Origin of the sequence: Bacillus sp. FSL K6-4563 (assembly GCF_038630405.1) — a bacterium.
Classification (GTDB): domain Bacteria; phylum Bacillota; class Bacilli; order Bacillales; family Bacillaceae; genus Bacillus; species Bacillus pumilus.
Genome location: NZ_CP152030.1, coordinates 3,547,580 through 3,565,029, shown reverse-complemented (window position 1 = coordinate 3,565,029; position 17,450 = coordinate 3,547,580). Strand labels below are relative to the sequence as shown.

At 43.0% G+C, this 17,450-nt stretch carries 16 protein-coding genes; 12 read left to right on the top strand and 4 right to left on the bottom strand.

Going from position 1 to position 17,450, the window contains the following annotated elements:
* Nucleotides 1-29: 29 nt before the first annotated feature.
* Both MHH54_RS18175 and MHH54_RS18170 read right to left on the bottom strand, forming a co-directional pair.
* Entirely contained in the window at nt 30-1,013 is a 984-nt protein-coding gene (locus MHH54_RS18175) for a Gfo/Idh/MocA family oxidoreductase (protein ID WP_106029425.1), read from the bottom strand.
* Between the two features lie 144 nt (nt 1,014-1,157).
* Nucleotides 1,158-1,517, bottom strand: a complete 360-nt coding sequence (locus MHH54_RS18170) for a MerR family transcriptional regulator (protein WP_003215283.1) — start codon at nt 1,515-1,517, stop codon at nt 1,158-1,160.
* A 308-nt stretch (nt 1,518-1,825) separates the two neighbouring features.
* Here MHH54_RS18170 and yidA point away from each other — a divergent pair, with 308 nt between their 5' ends.
* Nucleotides 1,826-2,638: a sugar-phosphatase gene (gene yidA, locus MHH54_RS18165; RefSeq protein WP_342500514.1), complete on the top strand. Its 813-nt coding sequence runs from the start codon at nt 1,826-1,828 to the stop codon at nt 2,636-2,638.
* A gap of 36 nt (nt 2,639-2,674) precedes the next feature.
* On the opposite strand, the gene MHH54_RS18160 is transcribed toward yidA, so the two are convergent.
* A complete protein-coding gene (locus MHH54_RS18160) occupies nt 2,675-3,682 on the bottom strand; it encodes a helix-turn-helix transcriptional regulator (protein ID WP_003214914.1) in 1,008 nt (335 codons plus the stop codon).
* A gap of 130 nt (nt 3,683-3,812) precedes the next feature.
* Here MHH54_RS18160 and MHH54_RS18155 point away from each other — a divergent pair, with 130 nt between their 5' ends.
* Nucleotides 3,813-4,520, top strand: coding sequence for a class I SAM-dependent methyltransferase (locus MHH54_RS18155; RefSeq protein ID WP_342500513.1), 708 nt, complete (start codon nt 3,813-3,815; stop codon nt 4,518-4,520).
* On the top strand, nt 4,517-5,614 hold the full coding sequence (locus tag MHH54_RS18150; protein ID WP_342500512.1) for a saccharopine dehydrogenase NADP-binding domain-containing protein: 1,098 nt from the start codon (nt 4,517-4,519) through the stop codon (nt 5,612-5,614). The genes MHH54_RS18155 and MHH54_RS18150 overlap by 4 nt, the downstream gene beginning before the upstream one ends.
* 224 nt (nt 5,615-5,838) lie before the next feature.
* Here the strand turns inward: MHH54_RS18150 and MHH54_RS18145 are convergent, their stop codons facing one another.
* Nucleotides 5,839-7,659 (bottom strand): acyltransferase family protein, encoded by a 1,821-nt coding sequence (locus MHH54_RS18145; RefSeq protein WP_342500511.1) that lies wholly within the window; start codon nt 7,657-7,659, stop codon nt 5,839-5,841.
* Nucleotides 7,660-7,900: 241 nt separating this feature from the next.
* Between MHH54_RS18145 and MHH54_RS18140 the strand changes: the two genes are divergently transcribed.
* From MHH54_RS18140 to MHH54_RS18100, 9 genes are all read left to right on the top strand, one after another.
* Complete coding sequence (locus tag MHH54_RS18140) at nt 7,901-8,776, top strand: aldose 1-epimerase family protein (protein WP_106029430.1); 876 nt, start codon at nt 7,901-7,903, stop codon at nt 8,774-8,776.
* 59 nt (nt 8,777-8,835) lie between these two features.
* Complete coding sequence (locus tag MHH54_RS18135; RefSeq protein ID WP_003214694.1) at nt 8,836-9,780, top strand: sugar-binding transcriptional regulator; 945 nt, start codon at nt 8,836-8,838, stop codon at nt 9,778-9,780.
* Between the two features lie 83 nt (nt 9,781-9,863).
* Nucleotides 9,864-10,535, top strand: a complete 672-nt coding sequence (gene deoC, locus MHH54_RS18130) for a deoxyribose-phosphate aldolase (protein ID WP_106029431.1) — start codon at nt 9,864-9,866, stop codon at nt 10,533-10,535.
* Between the two features lie 166 nt (nt 10,536-10,701).
* Complete coding sequence (locus MHH54_RS18125) at nt 10,702-11,883, top strand: NupC/NupG family nucleoside CNT transporter (protein ID WP_050944580.1); 1,182 nt, start codon at nt 10,702-10,704, stop codon at nt 11,881-11,883.
* Between the two features lie 25 nt (nt 11,884-11,908).
* The gene (locus MHH54_RS18120; protein ID WP_106035751.1) at nt 11,909-13,210 is read left to right on the top strand and encodes a pyrimidine-nucleoside phosphorylase; all 1,302 of its coding nucleotides are present in this window, start codon (nt 11,909-11,911) and stop codon (nt 13,208-13,210) included.
* A 181-nt stretch (nt 13,211-13,391) separates the two neighbouring features.
* The gene (locus MHH54_RS18115; RefSeq protein ID WP_003215380.1) at nt 13,392-13,835 is read left to right on the top strand and encodes a MarR family transcriptional regulator; all 444 of its coding nucleotides are present in this window, start codon (nt 13,392-13,394) and stop codon (nt 13,833-13,835) included.
* A gap of 14 nt (nt 13,836-13,849) precedes the next feature.
* Nucleotides 13,850-14,488, top strand: coding sequence for a nitroreductase family protein (locus tag MHH54_RS18110; protein ID WP_003214802.1), 639 nt, complete (start codon nt 13,850-13,852; stop codon nt 14,486-14,488).
* 25 nt (nt 14,489-14,513) lie between these two features.
* Nucleotides 14,514-14,807, top strand: a complete 294-nt coding sequence (locus tag MHH54_RS18105; RefSeq protein WP_003214755.1) for a putative quinol monooxygenase — start codon at nt 14,514-14,516, stop codon at nt 14,805-14,807.
* 189 nt (nt 14,808-14,996) lie between these two features.
* Nucleotides 14,997-17,378, top strand: coding sequence for an immune inhibitor A domain-containing protein (locus MHH54_RS18100; RefSeq protein WP_342500510.1), 2,382 nt, complete (start codon nt 14,997-14,999; stop codon nt 17,376-17,378).
* Nucleotides 17,379-17,450 lie beyond the last annotated feature (72 nt).

Genomic DNA, 17,450 nt, shown 5'->3' with positions numbered 1-17,450 from the left:
CCCTCTCGTGTAGAAGGCGGTTTTTATCATTAAAATTGATCTGCTGGGAAAACAATACCTGCATCATTTCTTGCAGCATCAAGGACTTTCATCACAGAAAGACTCTCATCAAGCCATGCATAGCACTGTTCATGATTATTTGTTTCAATGATGTGCTGAAAAGCCTCTGCTTCATAAAACAGGCGGTTTGAATTTGTTTGTGCATTAAGTGAGATCACCTGGTCATTCACATGAAGCAGCACTTCCTCACAGCCATTCGCCCCATTTTTCACATGAATGAAGCCCTTTTCTCCTTGAATCAATGCAAAATTCATGCTGCTTGTATCCTTACTGCCGACACTTGTCGCAATGAAATCATTGTAGGTGAAAGTCAAAACACCAGATGTATCGATGCCATTGGGATGACGGTTTGCCTGGTAGCGGATCTGCTCCGGTGATCCGAAGAGATTCATGATGAAATGGACATTATAAATATTAATATCCATCAACGCTCCTCCTGAGAATTCAGGGTTAAAGACATTTGGCGTTTCGCCGGCTAGCAGCTGATTGTATTTGCTTGAATATTGACTATAGTTGCATTGAACCAGTTTGATTTTACCTAATTGATGAAGGTGTTTTTTGATTAAATGATAGTTTGGCATATGAACGGTCGTAATGGCTTCAAATAGGAGAAGCTGCTTTTCCTTTGCGAGTGCGATTAAGGCTTCCAGCTCTTTGACATTAGAGGTGAAAGGCTTTTCGCAAATCACATGTTTTCCGTTTCTTAATGCGGCCGTGGCATGCTCGCTATGTAATCGATTCGGTGATGCAATATAAACAGCGTCAATGTTTGGATCTTCTAGCATAGCCATTAAATCCGTATAAGTCGTTTTTACACCAAATTGGTCTGCGAGCTTCTTTGCCGTTGCTTCCTTTCTTGAATAGACGGCATGACAAGAAGCGCCATCAAGCTGTTCAATCGCTTGCAAGAAGCTTTCCACAATCACACCTGTTCCAATGGTTGCAATGTTCATTCTATTCAAAACCCCTTCCACTCGTTTGATATCAAGTAAAGCTGTCTCTAGTATAACTGATGTTTGGATCGCACGCGCACTTGAGACCTGGGCGTAGAGGGGCGCCAGTGGCAAACACTGGCACATCTTTGGCAACCCTTACAATTAGCTGATGTTCGCTAATGTTTGTTTTGTTAATAATTGAATGGCAGCTTTCCTCTTCTTTAACTCTTGAATGGAGTGTTGAATATCCTCAACTTTTTGTTCGAGCAGCTGTTCAGCTTCTGTCTTTGATTGTTTTTCAAATAGCGATTTAATAATTTCACGAATTTCTTTGAGTGAGAAATCTAGCTTTCTTGCTTCTGTGATAAAGGATAGCATGAGTACATATTTTTTATCATATAAACGATAGCCGTTATGTGCTCTCTTTGGTTCGGGGAGCACACCCTCATTTTCATAAAAACGAATGGTTTCAATATGCACACCAGACATTTTTGACAATTTACCTCTAGTAAACGTAAGCATTCCCTGCACCTCCTTTCTTTGCTATCCATCATACAATTAGATTTGCTAGTTTCAAAATATTCAGTGGTGAACATTTGTCTTCATTTTCCCGTTGGAAAAGGGTAGAAACTCTATTTAAAGCAGGATAAATAGAATACGATATAATAGAGAAGGCATATGACAATTTTGTTACAGTGAGAACAAGTAGACAGCGTGATGAAAAAACGATAGGCTAAAATAGGTAAATAGTAATGATATAACCTGTCATCATATAGATGATGGCTCAAAATAGTGCAGCACGTTTTTTGCTGAGAAAAGGGGACCGGTGAATGTATAAATTAGTTGCAATTGATATGGATGGTACGTTATTAAATGATCAACATATGGTGCCGGATGAGGTGTTTGAAGCCATTCAACAGGCGAAAGCAGAGGGCGTTAAAATTGTGTTATGTACAGGACGGCCTATTGGCGGAGTGAATCGCTATTTAGATGATCTTCAGCTCAATCAAGAGGGAGATTATGTGATTGCCTATAATGGGGCGCTCGTCCAAAACAGTCACACAAATGAAGTGGTGTCAGAACTGACGTTATCCTATGAGGATTTAACTTCTTTATATAAGCTGAGCCGTGAGCTCGATACACCGATGCATTATTTCGATTCCGCTCATTTGTACACACCGAATCGTGATATTAGTGAGTACACAGTACTTGAATCTTATTTAACAAAGCTGCCGCTTAAATATTTACCTGTTGAAGAGGCAGATCCTTCAATGAGACTTCCGAAAATGATGTATATTGATCAGCCAGAACGGTTGGAAAAGACGATACAAGCCATTCCATCTGAAGTAAAAGACAAGTACATGATGGTGAAAAGTACAGATTTCTTCCTTGAAATCCTGCATCCTAAAGTCAGCAAAGGGAATGCCGTGAAGCTTCTAGCGAAAGAGCTGGGGATTGCTCGTGAAGAGGTCATGGCCATTGGTGACAATGGGAACGACGTATCGATGCTGGAATTTGCGGGCTGTGGTGTTGCCATGGGAAATGCCATTGATGATGTCAAAGCAGTAGCGGATGTTGTGACAAAGTCCAATAATGAAGCCGGCGTTGCACATGTCCTGCATGAGTTAGTTTTAGGGAAATAAACGAAAAAGCGGTCTACCAGTGAGGTAGCCGCTTTTTTATATGTGAGAGAAAAAGTAAACAAGCATCCGTCTGCTGCTCAAATTTGTCTTTTGCAGCATCGCCTTCACATGATCATGGACGGTATGGGTTGAAATAAATAAAGTGCTGGCAATTTCCTTTGTAGACTGTCCTTTTAATAAGCAGTCGAGGACGTTCATCTCTCTTTCTGTCAGCTTGTACGTTTTTGCCGCATAAGGAAGAATATCATTGGTTTGGGCTCTCTTGATGTGAATCATGACAGCCTCTTCCTGACCGGCTGCCTGCGCTAATCGAAATGCTTGAAGCGAGAGGAACAGCCCCGTAGGCAATCTCGTCATGCTTGCCGCTGTTTGGTCGATTCCGCCGTATAAAAGCTTTGCCCCTAATGCTCTAAACGGGCGCGGCATAACCGCCCTGTCATGGATTTGTTCAAAGACTTGAAACGTCTGAAGCCAATGAAGACCCGTCTCATTTCCATAAAGAAGGTTGTAATCGTGCGAGAGAATGAGGAAGCCCTGCTGCTCCGCCGCCGCGTCCTCTTCGGTATCTCTTTTCCTGAAAAGTTCATCTCTCAGCTTGGCTGCGAGTCTAGGCGTTTGTTCGATGACCGCTCGAATATCTTGTTCTTGAAAAGGTTCCTTGTTCTTTAGACGATAGAGGCTGGCAATGCCCCAGCATTCTCCTTGAATCACAAGAGCTGCCCGCAATTCATCAGACCATCCTTTAGGTAACAAAATGTCTTGGTAGCGCTCACTGTTGAGATATTCTCCGCTTTGGACTAGGCTCGCAGCATGAACGGGGCCTTTGGCTAGAGACTCATGCTGATGTACGTCCTTTTTTAAGAACTCATTTTGAAACAGCTGGTCATGAATGTCTTCAATCGGTTCATCTGTGAAGGAACCTGTCGAGAGGAGAGTGGCTGGATCGATGGTCGTGATACAGGCGGCATCAAAATCAAGGACGGTAGCAAGCTCGTCCCGAATGTGTTGTCTCAGCTGCTGAAAATGAGTGGCTGGATTGGTCACATGATCTCCTCCTCAAAAATCCCCACTTTTAGGGATCGTGTTTTCTGGTGTCTCTTTTTACAATAAAGAGGTCATACCGTTAGTGTACAGGAAACGATGTAAAAGCGGAAAGGAACTGGAGGAGAAGGACATGAAAGGAAACCAGCATTGGCACGATCCCGTTGCTGAGTCATATGCAGCGACGATTGCCTATAAAGTACCCGGCTATCAGCTATTGCATGAATTGACAATAGACGTATTAGAAACTGAATTAAAGGGAGCGGCTTCCCGCATCCTGACTGTTGGAGCGGGCGGGGGTGAAGAGATCATCAATATGCTTCAAAGAAAAGAAGACTGGCTCATCACAGGGGTCGATCCGTCACCTTCTATGCTGGACATGGCGAAACAGCGAGTTGCACAGCTTGAGATGGAATCGCGTGTCACATGGCATGAGGCCTCATTAGATAAGGTTTCAGCTGAACCTGTTTACGATGCAGCGGTGAGCTTGCTTGTGATTCATTTTATAGAAAAGCGCCAGCTCTTTTTAGAAGAGATTGCCAGCAGGCTTCAACCAGATGCGCCGTTTATGTTGGCATTTATACAGGGAGAGATGAAGTCCCAAGCATTTCAACAGGAGCTTCACATGCTTTCTCTTTTCATGCACCGGCAAGGTCTAGAAAAAGAAGTGTTTACGTCCTTTAAAGACAGGCTGGGAAGCGCGACACACCCTGTTCCCGAGGAAGAGATAAAAGAGCATTTAATCAAAGCAGGATTTGAAGACATCAGACCTTATTTTCAGGCAGGAATGATTAAGGGGCTTGTTTGCAAGCGAGGTCGTAGAGAGGCGGATAAGAAATGAGATCACAGGTGATGGTGATAGGCGGCTATGGACATGTTGGACAGCAAATATGTCTTGAGCTAAGCGAAGTGTATCCCGGACAAATTGTAGCGGCAGGCAGAAGCTATGAGAAAGCTGAGAAATTTTCACGCCAGACAAAAGGGAAAGTTCTTCCCTATCAACTAGATGTCAGTGAGCCGTTATTTTCGGACTGGGTGGATCAAACAAAACTGGTGATCATGTGCCTTGATCAAGAAGACCCGTCATTTGCTGAAACAGTTCTGCGGTCAGGCATTGATTATATAGATATTTCTGCGAAAGGGGCGTACATGGAACAGATGGCAAAACTGGATCACCAGCACACCAGTGCAACGGCTTTACTCAGCGTCGGGCTTGCGCCTGGCCTTACGAATTTATTGGCAGCGAAAGCAGCATCTATGCTCTCATCAGTGAATCAAATAGATATAGGGATTATGCTTGGATTGGGTGATCAGCATGGAAAAGCCGCCATTGAATGGACGCTTGACAATGTCCATACTGACTATGTGGTTACTGAGCATCATCAGCGTAAAAGAGTCAAAAGCTTTACTGGAGGCAAGCGTATAGATTTTGGTGTGAAACTTGGAAAGCGGCAAGCCTATCAGTTCCCCTTCTCTGATCAGCAGACATTGCCTTTGACGCTCAGCGTGCCTTCTGTGACAACAAGGCTTTGTTTTGATTCTCGCGCGGCAACGCGGGCATTTGCCTTCACAAGGAGCCTTGGAATGACGTCCCTTCTCACTGTGCCGAAAATCAAGGAACGAGCCATTTCTATGATTCAATCTGCTCAAATGGGAACAGATCAATATGCAGTGAAAGTGGAGGCGACAGGAATGGAGAGGAACAAGATTCATCACGTAGCACTTGGAATCAAAGGGCATGATGAGTCTCAAGCAACAGCTCAAGTCGCCTCTGCTGCGGCACTGCATTTATTGGGCAGGCGGTTTCAGACAGGTGTGTTTCATATCGAACAATTATTTTCATTAGCGTATGAGAATGGTGATTTTGCGTTGGTGGATCAAAAAACGAAGGAAAAGCGTGTGTTAGCGCTGAAAGCCAGTCTTTTAACGGCATAAAAGAAGACTAGCAGGATGCTAGTCTTAGATTGTTGACAAAGTGCTAAAATGATGTTTATTTTAGCCCTTTGTCTTCTTTTCAGCGTGATAGAAAACCTTTGAAGTCTAGGAAGGGCGAGCACTGGCGCGGAGCGAATTGAACATTCGTGAGCACCAGCGCGCAGACCTAACAACGAATGCGAGGGTTTGTCTACACGCTGAGACTAGCAGGATGCTAGTCTTTTTTATGACGATGACACATCTCCTTTTTTCTTGATGCTAGCTGTAATGAGCTGTGTCAATGTATCAGAGCCTTTTGTTGAAAGGTGAACACCATCAGGCTGAAAATAAGAAGGCTGTCCAGTAGCGGCTGAATGCCAATCGACCAGGGTCACATTGGCATGTTGATCGGCCACTCGCTGAATGACTGCATTCACATCGCTTTCCCAAGACCTTGGGACTCTCGTGTTCACAAGGAAAATGTGCGCCTTTGAAAATTGCTGAATGAATGCTGTCAATGTGCCCTCAGTAAAATAGCCATTCGTGCCAAGCTCAATGATAACAGCGGCATCAGATTGATTAAATGAAGCATACTGAGGAGCGATGCTGACGGCTTCGTTCATTTGTCTGCCAACCTTTGCATCGATGGTGATTTGTGCATATGTCTTTTCAAGATTCGGCGCTATGTCCAGCATGACGGAATCACCAATAGCAAGAATTTGGTGAAACTGCTTCTGATCTGCTGCTTTCTTCTCATGTTTTTCCTTCTTTTTTTTCGTTTTCGATTCCGTAGAGTCTCCTGCTTTTTTCGGTGCCGTCTTAATTTGTGTCACTTCCTTGGCATGTGGAGACGTATGGGACGAACTGGACATGCCAATGGTAAATAAGATTAAAAGAGCTGCAGTGATTCCAAGGAACACTTTATGAGACGTAGACCATTGTTTGAATCCCTTTTTCCAAATAGACCAAGAGGCAAAATATTGTGTGAAGCCAAGCCGGCGAATCGGCTGTTCGATGAAGCGGTAAGAGGCCTCTGCGATAAGTAAAATGGCAATGATCTGCAATGCGACACGTCCCATAGAAGGCTGTCCAATTTCAATGACAGGGGTGGTCAGCACGATGATGGGATAATGCCACAGGTAAATACCATAAGAACGCTTTCCAATCCAGACGAGCGGCTGATAGGAGAACCATTTTCCCAATAGGCTTGCAGGGTGGCAGATGCACGCAATTAAAATCGCTGCATTAAGACAGAATAAAAGCATGCCGCCTTGATAGAGAAAGCCGTCAAATTCGTCCACTGCATAAACACATAGAAGAAAAACCGCAAACGAACCAAAACCAGCGATATGTAAAATACGTCTGCCAACAGGAAGGAGCTTTTTGCTGGACAGTCTTTGCATGGGCCATACAAATGCTAGGCTGCACCCAATCAGAAGCGCAAATGCACGAGTATCTGTTCCATAATAAACCCTGCTTGGGTCCGTATCGGGTGAATAAAGGATTGCCATCCATAAGGCGGAGACAAGTGCAAGGCCAAAGGTGATCATTGGCAGATGGGATCTATTTTTCACCCATTTTAGCCCAGCAATCAATAGTACCGGCCAAATGATATAAAATTGCTCTTCTATCGCCAAAGACCACAAATTTTTCAGTGGAGATACAGCGTTGAAGCTATCAAAATAAGACAGCTGATGGAAAATGTACCACCAGTTACTGACATAAAAAAAGGACGATAAGGCATCGCCACGAATGGACAATAGTGCATTCGAACCCGCAATTGCACACCAGCTGACGGTTAAGAAAATCATCACGTAAGCAGCTGGAAGGAGCCTTCTGATTCGGCCCATCCAAAATGGTAAAAGCTCTTGATAACCCAAATCCTGCTTATGTAACAAGATCGTTGTAATCAAGTAACCAGAAATCACAAAAAACAAATCAACGCCAAGAAACCCGCCGCTTGCAGGTCCAATATGTAAGTGATAAGCAATGACTGCCAATACAGCAACGGCTCTTAGCCCATCTAGTCCTAATATATAACGTAAACGATTCTCCTTGCTGCTCATGAAAATGAATCCCCCATTTATGTCAAAACGCTTCTTTTTTGTTGTCACTCCAAAAGAGCAACGATTCTTTTATTTTATATAAGATTAGACGAATCAGCATCACATTTTGTTGGCGAATTTCTGTCTTTTTTTAAAATTTTTATATAAAGAAAGAATTGATGGTCAGGAAGGCTGCCTTATTTTTATACTCAAAACCAAAATCCCTGTCATAATAAAAGAAGATGGAAAGGGGATGTGTGAAATGAGAACAATTGAAAATGATCAGTTATTGATTCAGATCAATGAGAGGGGTGCCGAGGTCAGAGAGGTGCTTCATAAGGAAAGTGGACGTCAATATATGTGGTCTGGCGATCCTGCATACTGGGGCAGGGTGTCGCCTGTCTTATTCCCGATTGTTGGACGATTAAAGAATGACCAATACAAGATAGATGATCAAACCTATGAGCTCACGCAGCATGGATTCTTGCGTGATGTTGATTTTGATTTACATGAAGAAACGAAACATACAGTGACCTTTCAATATGAATCAAAAGGCCGCCACATCGAGCAGTATCCCTCTGAATTTACCGCCCGTATTCGATACGAGCTGTCGGAAAATGGTCTGATGATTTCCTGGGAAATTGATAATGTCGGAGATGACACGATGTATTTCTCCATCGGAGGTCACCCCGCATTTCAAGTTCCGCTAATTGAAGGAGAGCGCACAGCAGATTATTCCCTGACATTGACGCCTTCTACTGAGCATCTTCCTGTCCAATATGAACTAAAAAATTCACTTGTCAGGGAGAAAGAAAAAAGCATTCAGCTTAAACCAATTCAGCTTCGACCAGAGCTTTTTCAGCATGATGCGATGATCTTTAGTCATATCAATCGAGTGTCATTGGTGTCTCAGGCAGGTCACGGGGTTGAGGTTGATCTCACTGGTTTTCCGTTCGTTGGTATTTGGTCACCTTATCATCAAGAAACGAGCACAATGGCTCCTTTTGTTTGTATTGAGCCTTGGTACGGTATTGCCGATGTTGAAGGGACGAATGGGCAGTACAAGGAAAAGTTCGGTATTCAAACTTTAGAGAAGAATGAGACCTTCCAAGCCGCCTATACGATTTTCTTCAAATGAACATTTGTGCATGATAAGTTGAACAATTTGTTATGATAGAAGAAAAAGGAGGCGTACGAATGGATCGGGAGAAACAACAACTGAGTATTGAAGCGGCAAGGCTGTATTATTTATCGGATTACAGCCAGCAGGAAATTGCCAAACAGCTCGACCTGTCGAGACCAACTGTATCTCGGCTGCTTCAATATGCGAAGGAGAAGGGGTACGTCCAGATAACGGTAATGGACCCGTTTGAAGACTTGAATGAGCTGTCTTCATTACTCAAGGAAAAATATGACCTGCTCGAAGCTCATGTGGTGTTTTCGCCCAAAGATGATTATCCAACGATCACCGAATACTTGAGCCAATTTGGTGCTGAGTACTTGCAAAACACAGTAAAAGACGGTGATATCGTTGGTGTGAGCTGGGGAACCACCATGTATCAAATTGCTCAAAAGATGCAACCTAAACAGGTCAAAGGTGTAGAGGTTGTCCAGCTGAAGGGTGGGATTAGCCACTCCCATGTGAATACATATTCTGCGGAAACCATCCAGCTGTTTGCCGAGGCCTTTCAAACAGCACCGCGCTATTTACCGCTTCCTGTTGTATTTGATAGTGCTGCCGTCAAGGAGATGGTTGAACAGGACAGACATATTCAGCGCATCATTGAAATGGGCAAACAGGCGAATATTGCTGTGTTCACTGTTGGAACGGTAAGAGATGAAGCCCTTTTGTTTAGACTTGGTTACTTCCGCGAAGAAGAAAAAGCACTGCTCAAAGCATCCAGCGTTGGGGACATCTGTTCGCGCTTTTATGATCAAGAAGGACGCATTTGCAGTGAAGCGATTAACAACCGTACGATTGGCGTGGAGCTTGATGATTTAAGGACAAAAGAACGCTCTATTCTTGTTGCTGGCGGACATCGCAAGGTTGCTTCTATCCACGGGGCACTAAGAGGAAAATATGCGAACGTATTGATGATTGATCAGCATACAGCAAAGGCTCTTTTAAATGTCACAAAATAGATGAACAAAATTTCATAACTATGTTTACAAATGTTCATCGGTCATATATGATGAAAGTATCATAATTAAAAGGAAGTGTAAGCATGACGATAGCAAATCTTATTGATCATACAGCACTAAAACCAGATACATCGAAAGCTGCAATCATGCAGTTACTTGAAGAAGCAAAGACTCATCAGTTCGCATCTGTTTGTGTGAATCCAACATGGGTGTCTCTTGCGGCGAAAGAACTAGCAGGAACAGGCGTTGATATTTGTACAGTCATAGGTTTCCCGCTAGGTGCAAACACAACAGCAGTAAAAGCATTCGAAACAAAGGATGCAATTGAGAACGGTGCAACCGAAGTGGACATGGTCATCAATATCGCGGCATTGAAAGACGGCGAATATGATGCAGTTGAGCAAGATATTCGTGCAGTTGTAGACGCAGCAAAAGGGAAGGCACTTGTGAAAGTCATTATTGAAGCGTGCTTACTCACAGATGAAGAGAAAGTCAAAGCTTGTGAGCTTTCAGTGAAAGCTGGCGCTGATTTTGTGAAAACATCGACTGGATTTAGTACAGGCGGTGCAACTGCTGAGGACATCGCATTAATGCGTAAAACAGTAGGACCTGATATCGGTGTGAAAGCATCAGGCGGCGTGAGAACAAAAGAAGATGTTGAGGCAATGCTAGTTGCAGGCGCTACCCGAATTGGTGCGAGTGCAGGCGTTTCTATTATCAAAGGGGATCAATCAGCTCCTTCGAAAGACTATTAATTCATACGATCCTATGGTAGGATAACATTCGTGACTCATAAATGATGAAAAAGTCATATGCGGAAGGATCTCACTTCTGGGAATTTCTTCCGCACTTTGTTTGCGAAATAGGGTTTGTTCCATACAAGCGCATTAATGTAAACGAATTCATTCGAGGAGGAAAAACATGAAATACGTGATTGGTATCATCGGTTTGCTGGTGATTCTCGCCATTGCATGGCTGGCTAGTAACGGCAAAAAACGAGTAAAATTCCGTCCAGTAATTGTCATGATTGTACTGCAATTTATTTTAGGTTATATTCTGCTCAATACAGGTGTTGGAAACTTTCTAGTCGGGGGCTTTGCAAGGGGATTCCAAATGCTTCTAGGCTATGCCGGTGAAGGAATCAACTTCGTATTTGGCGGATTAATGAATGATAAGGCGTCAACTTTCTTCATCAATGTCTTACTGCCGATCGTCTTTATTTCGGCATTGATCGGTATCCTGCAGCATTGGCGTATCCTCCCGCTTATCGTACGCGGAATCGGGTATTTGCTTAGTAAAGTAAATGGAATGGGGAAACTAGAATCCTACAACGCAGTAGCGTCTGCGATTTTAGGTCAATCAGAAGTCTTTATTTCCATTAAGAAACAGCTCGGATTACTACCTAAGCAACGTCTTTATACATTGTGTGCATCTGCGATGTCGACAGTATCAATGTCCATTGTCGGTGCATACATGCAAATGATTAAACCAGAGTATGTTGTAACAGCACTCGTGCTGAACCTATTTGGTGGATTTATTATTGCGTCTATCATCAATCCTTATGAAGTGGCTAAGGACGAAGACATGATTGAAATTGTAGAAGAAGAAAAGCAATCCTTCTTTGAAATGCTTGGCGAATATATTATGGATGGTTTCAAAGTAGCGATTGTTGTCGCTGCGATGTTGATTGGATTCGTTGCATTAATTGCGATGATTAATGGAATCTTTACAGCTGTCATCGGTGTTTCTTTCCAAGATGTACTTGGTTATGTATTTGCCCCATTTGCTTTTATTGTTGGTGTACCTTGGAGCGAAGCAGTACAAGCAGGAAGCATTATGGCAACGAAAATGGTTTCCAACGAATTTGTGGCAATGCAAATCCTGTCCGGTGATGCTTTCCATTTCACTGCTCGTACAGAAGCGATCATTTCTGTATTCCTTGTATCATTTGCGAACTTCTCTTCTATCGGTATCATTGCTGGAGCAGTCAAAGGCTTAAACGAAAAACAAGGGAACGTTGTCGCACGCTTTGGATTAAAGCTTCTATTTGGTGCAACACTTGTCAGCTTCTTAACAGCAGGCGTTGTCGGTTTGATTTACTAATTTAAGAAAAGGAATGGTGAAAACAATGAGAATGGTAGATATCATTGCAAAAAAACGTGACGGAAAAGAATTATCTTCAGAGGAAATTTCTTTCTTTGTCAAAGAATATACGGACGGAACAATTCCTGACTACCAAGCAAGTGCCTTGGCTATGGCGATTTTCTTCCAAGATATGACGGATCAAGAACGTGCAGACTTAACGCTCGCTATGGCGAACTCAGGAGACACGATTGACCTCTCTGCCATTGAGGGTATTAAAGTAGACAAGCACTCAACAGGCGGTGTAGGCGATACAACAACGCTTGTACTTGCTCCTCTTGTGGCTGCACTTGATGTACCTGTTGCGAAAATGTCTGGCCGCGGCCTTGGACATACAGGCGGTACAGTGGACAAGCTTGAAGCGGTAAAAGGCTTCCACGTAGAAATTACAAAAGACGAATTCATCGAGCTTGTGAACCGTCATAAAGTAGCGGTCATTGGTCAATCAGGCAACCTGACACCAGCGGATAAAAAGCTTTATGCCCTTCGTGATGTGACAGGAACCGTTAACTCCATCCCGCTCATTGCAAGCTCTATTATGAGTAAGAAAATTGCTGCTGGCGCAGATGCGATCGTATTAGATGTGAAAACAGGTGCAGGTGCTTTCATGAAAACACCTGAAGACTCTGAGAAGCTTGCAAAAGCCATGGTCCGCATCGGAAACAACGTTGGCAGACAAACGATGGCTGTCATCTCTGATATGTCTCAGCCGCTAGGATTAGCGATTGGAAATTCCCTTGAAGTGAAAGAAGCGATTGATACGCTTAAAGGCGAAGGCCCTGAAGACTTAAACGAGCTTGTGCTCACTTTAGGAAGTCAAATGGTCGTTCTTGCGAAAAAAGCAGAAACGCTTGATGAAGCAAGAGAAAAGCTAATTGAAGTCATGAAAAACGGCAAAGCACTTGAGAAATTCAAGGAATTCTTAGAAAATCAAGGTGGGGACGGCTCGATTGTAGATCAGCCGGAAAAACTGCCGCAAGCCCCTTACCAAATCGACGTTCCTGCAAAGGAATCAGGTGTGGTTGCTGAAATCGTCGCAGACGAGATCGGTGTTGCAGCGATGATTCTTGGAGCAGGACGTGCGACAAAAGAGGACGAGATCGACCTATCTGTCGGCATCATGCTGAACAAAAAAGTCGGCGATCGTGTTGAAAAAGGAGATTCACTCGTGACACTTCATGCAAATCGTGAAGATGTTGCGAATGTCGTGGAGAAAATTTATGACAACATCCGCATCGCAGATCATGCTGATGCACCAACTCTCATTCACACTGTGATCACAGAATAAAGAAAAAAGGACAAAAGTGCTTCGCCGCTTTTGTCCTTTTTTTGTTCATTTCTTTTTCTATTGAGATAAAAAATTTCACTTTATGAAACAAACCTCTTGCATTCATTAAATAATGGGTGTATATTAGTTGACGAGTCAATGATTGATATATCAACTAATTGATCTGAATAGAAAAGAGGGGATGGCATTGACTGCATTTTGCTCTGAAGAAGCAGAGGTATTATACCGTTTGCAGTGTGTGAACCGTATGATGGGCGTGAAGTTCGAAGCATGCACGGGCATCAGCCAATCAAGACTAGAGTTGCTATCACTGTTATTCCAAGCAGACGAAATCAGCCAGTCAGATTTGCAGAAAAAAGTAAATATTGATAGTGCGGCTGTGACGCGTCACTTAAAACAGTTAGAAGCAAAAGGAATGGTCACGCGCAGAAGAAAGCCAGAAGATAATCGAGTCACACTTGTTCGTCTGACAGAAGAAGGCAGAACAAGAATCGAAGCTTCTAAAAAAGAAAAAGAACGATTTATCTCAGAAATGCTTGAAAACGTAAGTGACGAAGAACGAAAGCTTCTCACTGATGTGCTCAGCCGAATACAACAAAACATCGAAAAGATTCAAACAACCTAAAGGAGTGTTTCAACATGGCTACAACATTAAAAACTAACGATTTTATGGAAATTTTGAAAGGACGCCGTTCTATTCGTAACTATGACCCAGCTGTGAAAATCAGCAAAGAAGAAATGGCAGAGATTTTAGAAGAAGCAACAACTGCACCATCATCAGTGAATGCACAGCCTTGGCGCTTTATGGTCATTGACAGCCCAGAAGGAAAAGAAAAGCTTGCACCACTTGCAAAATTCAACCAAACTCAAGTGTCAACATCAGCAGCTGTCATTGCAGTATTTGCAGATATGAAAAGCAATGAATACTTAGATGAAATTTATTCAAAAGCAGTAGAGCATGGCTACATGCCGCAAGAAGTGAAAGAAAGACAAATTGCTGCACTAACTGCACACTTTGAGGTACTTCCAGAGCAAGTCAACCGCGAAACAATCTTAATTGACGGTGGAATTGTGTCTATGCAGCTTATGCTTGCAGCACGTGCACACGGCTATGATACAAATCCAATTGGCGGTTTTGATAAAGAAGTCATCGCTGAAACATTTGGCTGGGATAAAGAACGTTATGTACCAGTGATGCTGTTATCAATTGGGAAAGCTGCTGACGAAGGTTATGCTTCTTACCGCTTACCGATTGAACGCATTACAGAGTGGAAATAATATCTTTTAAAAAGGAGACGATTAGATGATTATTATTCATGCAGGGATGACCATTCATCCAGAAAAAGAAAACGTATTTCTAGAAGAAATTAATGCATTAATGAAAGCTTCACAAGCCGAAGAAGGCAATGTATCCTACAAGCTGTTCAAGGATACAGATAAGGAACATACCTTCTTAATGGTAGAAGTGTGGAAAGATGACGCTGCGGTTCAGAGCCATAATGCGAGTGCACATTTCCAAGCTTTCGTAGCGAAGGCAAAAGAATTCTTAGCCGCTCCACTTGACGTTGTTGCCTTTCAAGGCCAGCAACTTTCATAGTAAAACAACAAACACCCTAGGCGGTTATCGTCTAGGGTTCTTTTATTTTCGACACCTTGTTCCACCCATTTCATTCCCGTATTGTGCATTTTCCACAAAATTTCTGAAAATAAAATGTTTTTCGACTTAAGTATATTGGAATATGCTAGAATTAGATATTATTTATTACCAAATTAGGGAGGAACCAAAATGAAAAAAGGGAAATGGACGAGCATTGCACTAACGGCTGTCCTCAGTTTAGGCACATTGACAGCTTTCAGCACCCCTCTATCTGCCCACACCACAGAGAAATCAACATCCTCAGATGGCGGTCATTATTCAGGTGTTCCATTTGACGCAAGTGTCGTGAATGAAGACCGTCTCATCAAAGCCTTGAAAAAACAAGGAAAGATCAAAAAGAATGCCAATGAAGCAGAAACCCAAAAAGCACTAAAGAACTATCTAAAGAAAAAAGAAGAATCCGCTATGAAACAAAGTGCAAGCACCTTAACAGAAGAGCCTGAATTTCTGAAAGAATACAAACAAAAGGTACATAACAAATTAGCCAAAAAGAAAAAGTTAAAGAAGCATAATGGAAAAGAAAGCAATCATGTAAAACCGGTCAAAAAGGAAAAGTATAAAGGCGAAGTTCGCAATGATAAGGTATTGGTTTTATTAGTAGATTTTAAAGATTATAAGCATAATAGTATTAAAAAAGAAGAGACTGATATGTACTATGACAAGTACGATCAGCAGCACTATCAAGACATGCTTTTCGGAAAAAATGGCTACATCGGTCCAGATGGGAAACGAAAAGTATCCATGAAGCAATATTATGAGAAACAGTCTGGCGGCAGTTACACGATCAGTGGAACGGTTGCTGGCTGGTATACAGCGAAGTATGAAGCAGCCTATTATGGCGGGAACGTACCTGATGAATCAGGCAGTGACGGCAGACCGCGTGAATTGGTGAAAGAAGCACTCGAAGCAGCAGCAAAGGACCCGAACATTGATCTCGGTGAATATGATCAATGGGACCGCTATGATATGGATGGCGACGGCGTTTATAACGAACCAGACGGCATCATTGACCATCTGATGGTCGTTCATGCTGGCGTAGGTGAAGAAGCTGGCGGCGGACAACTTGGCTCTAATGCGATTTGGTCGCACCGCTGGTCACTTGGTGATGTATTTGAAATTCCAAACACTGAATCTGAAGTTGGACAAGGTGGGAAATTAGGCGCGTTAGATTACACCATTGAGCCTGAAGATGGCGCGGCAGGCGTGTTCACACATGAATTCGGACATGATCTTGGTCTTCCCGATGAGTACGATACACAGTACACAGGCGGAGGCGAGCCCGTTTCCTACTGGTCGATCATGTCAAGCGGAAGCTGGGCAGGTAAAGTCCCTGGAACGGAACCAACAGGCTTTAGTCCATATGCGAAAGAAATGCTTCAAAACTTGCATGGCGGTAACTGGCTTACTGGACAAACCATCGATGGTAAAACATTAAAGAAAAGCAAAACAGTGCTGATTGATGAAGCAGCAACAAAAGGAACGAACCATGATGCGGTTCGGGTAGATTTACCAGATAAAGAGATTGTTGTCACAAAACCTGCTCAAGGACAAAATTCGTACTTCAGCGGAACGGGTGACAATTTAAATGCGACCATGACGACAGCAGGTATCGATTTGTCGAAAGGGAGCAAAGCAGAGCTGACATTTAAAGCATGGTACGATATCGAAGAAGATTATGATTATGCGTATGTAGAAGTTCGTGAAACAGGAACTGATCAGTGGAAGACCATTGCTGGTAACATCACGAATGATCGAAATGAAGCTGGAGCGAACGAAGGCAATGGAATTGACGGAAAATCAGGTGGATGGGTGGATGCAGCCTTTGATCTTTCTGCTTATGCAGGGAAGAAAATTGACCTGCAATTCCGCTATACAACCGATGCAGGCTATTCACTGCCAGGGTTATTTGTAGATGATTTAAACATCACTGCAGGTGGGACGAAAGTGTGGTCAGATGATGCCGAGGGCACATCTACTTTCACCTTTAACGGATTCTCGAAATCGAATGGAAAACAATATGCAGCTCAATACTATTTACTAGAGTGGCGCTCATATGCTGACGTCGATAAAGGGTTAAAGCATATCAAACGCGGGGCAAGCCTCATGAGCTATAATAACGGTTTGGTCGTGTGGTATGTCGATCAATCCTACAGTGATAACTGGGTAGGAAAACACCCAGGGAACGGTTTCCTTGGGGTAGTAGATGCGGATCAGCAAGTATTGAAGTGGAGTGACGGCTCCATTGCAGCCACAGGTTTCCAAGTACATGATGCAGCATTTTCTTTGAATCCAAGTACGAAGCTCGATATTGATTATACAACGACAACTGGCTTAACGTTGGTAGATCGCTATATTCGCCCGACTCGTACATTTAGTGATAAAAAGAATTATGTGAATCCAAATAATCCAGATGCAGGGCGTGATGTCCCAACATACGGTCTATCCTTTAAAGTTGTTGGACAAAGTAAGGATCGTTCTGTTGGAAAGGTATTAATTTCTAAAAGTAACTAAACAGAAAGCCGGATTCTACCATTGAATCCGGCTTTTTGATATGGTAATAAACTGTTTTTGATGAAAAGGACG

Coding starts and splice junctions, on each gene's coding strand:
- MHH54_RS18175 (WP_106029425.1), bottom strand. CDS start 1,013: ATGAACATTGCAACCATTGGAACAGGTGTGATTGTGGAAAGCTTCTTG.
- MHH54_RS18170 (WP_003215283.1), bottom strand. CDS start 1,517: ATGCTTACGTTTACTAGAGGTAAATTGTCAAAAATGTCTGGTGTGCAT.
- yidA (WP_342500514.1), top strand. CDS start 1,826: ATGTATAAATTAGTTGCAATTGATATGGATGGTACGTTATTAAATGAT.
- MHH54_RS18155 (WP_342500513.1), top strand. CDS start 3,813: ATGAAAGGAAACCAGCATTGGCACGATCCCGTTGCTGAGTCATATGCA.
- MHH54_RS18150 (WP_342500512.1), top strand. CDS start 4,517: ATGAGATCACAGGTGATGGTGATAGGCGGCTATGGACATGTTGGACAG.
- MHH54_RS18145 (WP_342500511.1), bottom strand. CDS start 7,659: ATGAGCAGCAAGGAGAATCGTTTACGTTATATATTAGGACTAGATGGG.
- MHH54_RS18140 (WP_106029430.1), top strand. CDS start 7,901: ATGAGAACAATTGAAAATGATCAGTTATTGATTCAGATCAATGAGAGG.
- MHH54_RS18135 (WP_003214694.1), top strand. CDS start 8,836: ATGGATCGGGAGAAACAACAACTGAGTATTGAAGCGGCAAGGCTGTAT.
- deoC (WP_106029431.1), top strand. CDS start 9,864: ATGACGATAGCAAATCTTATTGATCATACAGCACTAAAACCAGATACA.
- MHH54_RS18125 (WP_050944580.1), top strand. CDS start 10,702: ATGAAATACGTGATTGGTATCATCGGTTTGCTGGTGATTCTCGCCATT.
- MHH54_RS18120 (WP_106035751.1), top strand. CDS start 11,909: ATGAGAATGGTAGATATCATTGCAAAAAAACGTGACGGAAAAGAATTA.
- MHH54_RS18115 (WP_003215380.1), top strand. CDS start 13,392: ATGGCATTGACTGCATTTTGCTCTGAAGAAGCAGAGGTATTATACCGT.
- MHH54_RS18110 (WP_003214802.1), top strand. CDS start 13,850: ATGGCTACAACATTAAAAACTAACGATTTTATGGAAATTTTGAAAGGA.
- MHH54_RS18105 (WP_003214755.1), top strand. CDS start 14,514: ATGATTATTATTCATGCAGGGATGACCATTCATCCAGAAAAAGAAAAC.
- MHH54_RS18100 (WP_342500510.1), top strand. CDS start 14,997: ATGAAAAAAGGGAAATGGACGAGCATTGCACTAACGGCTGTCCTCAGT.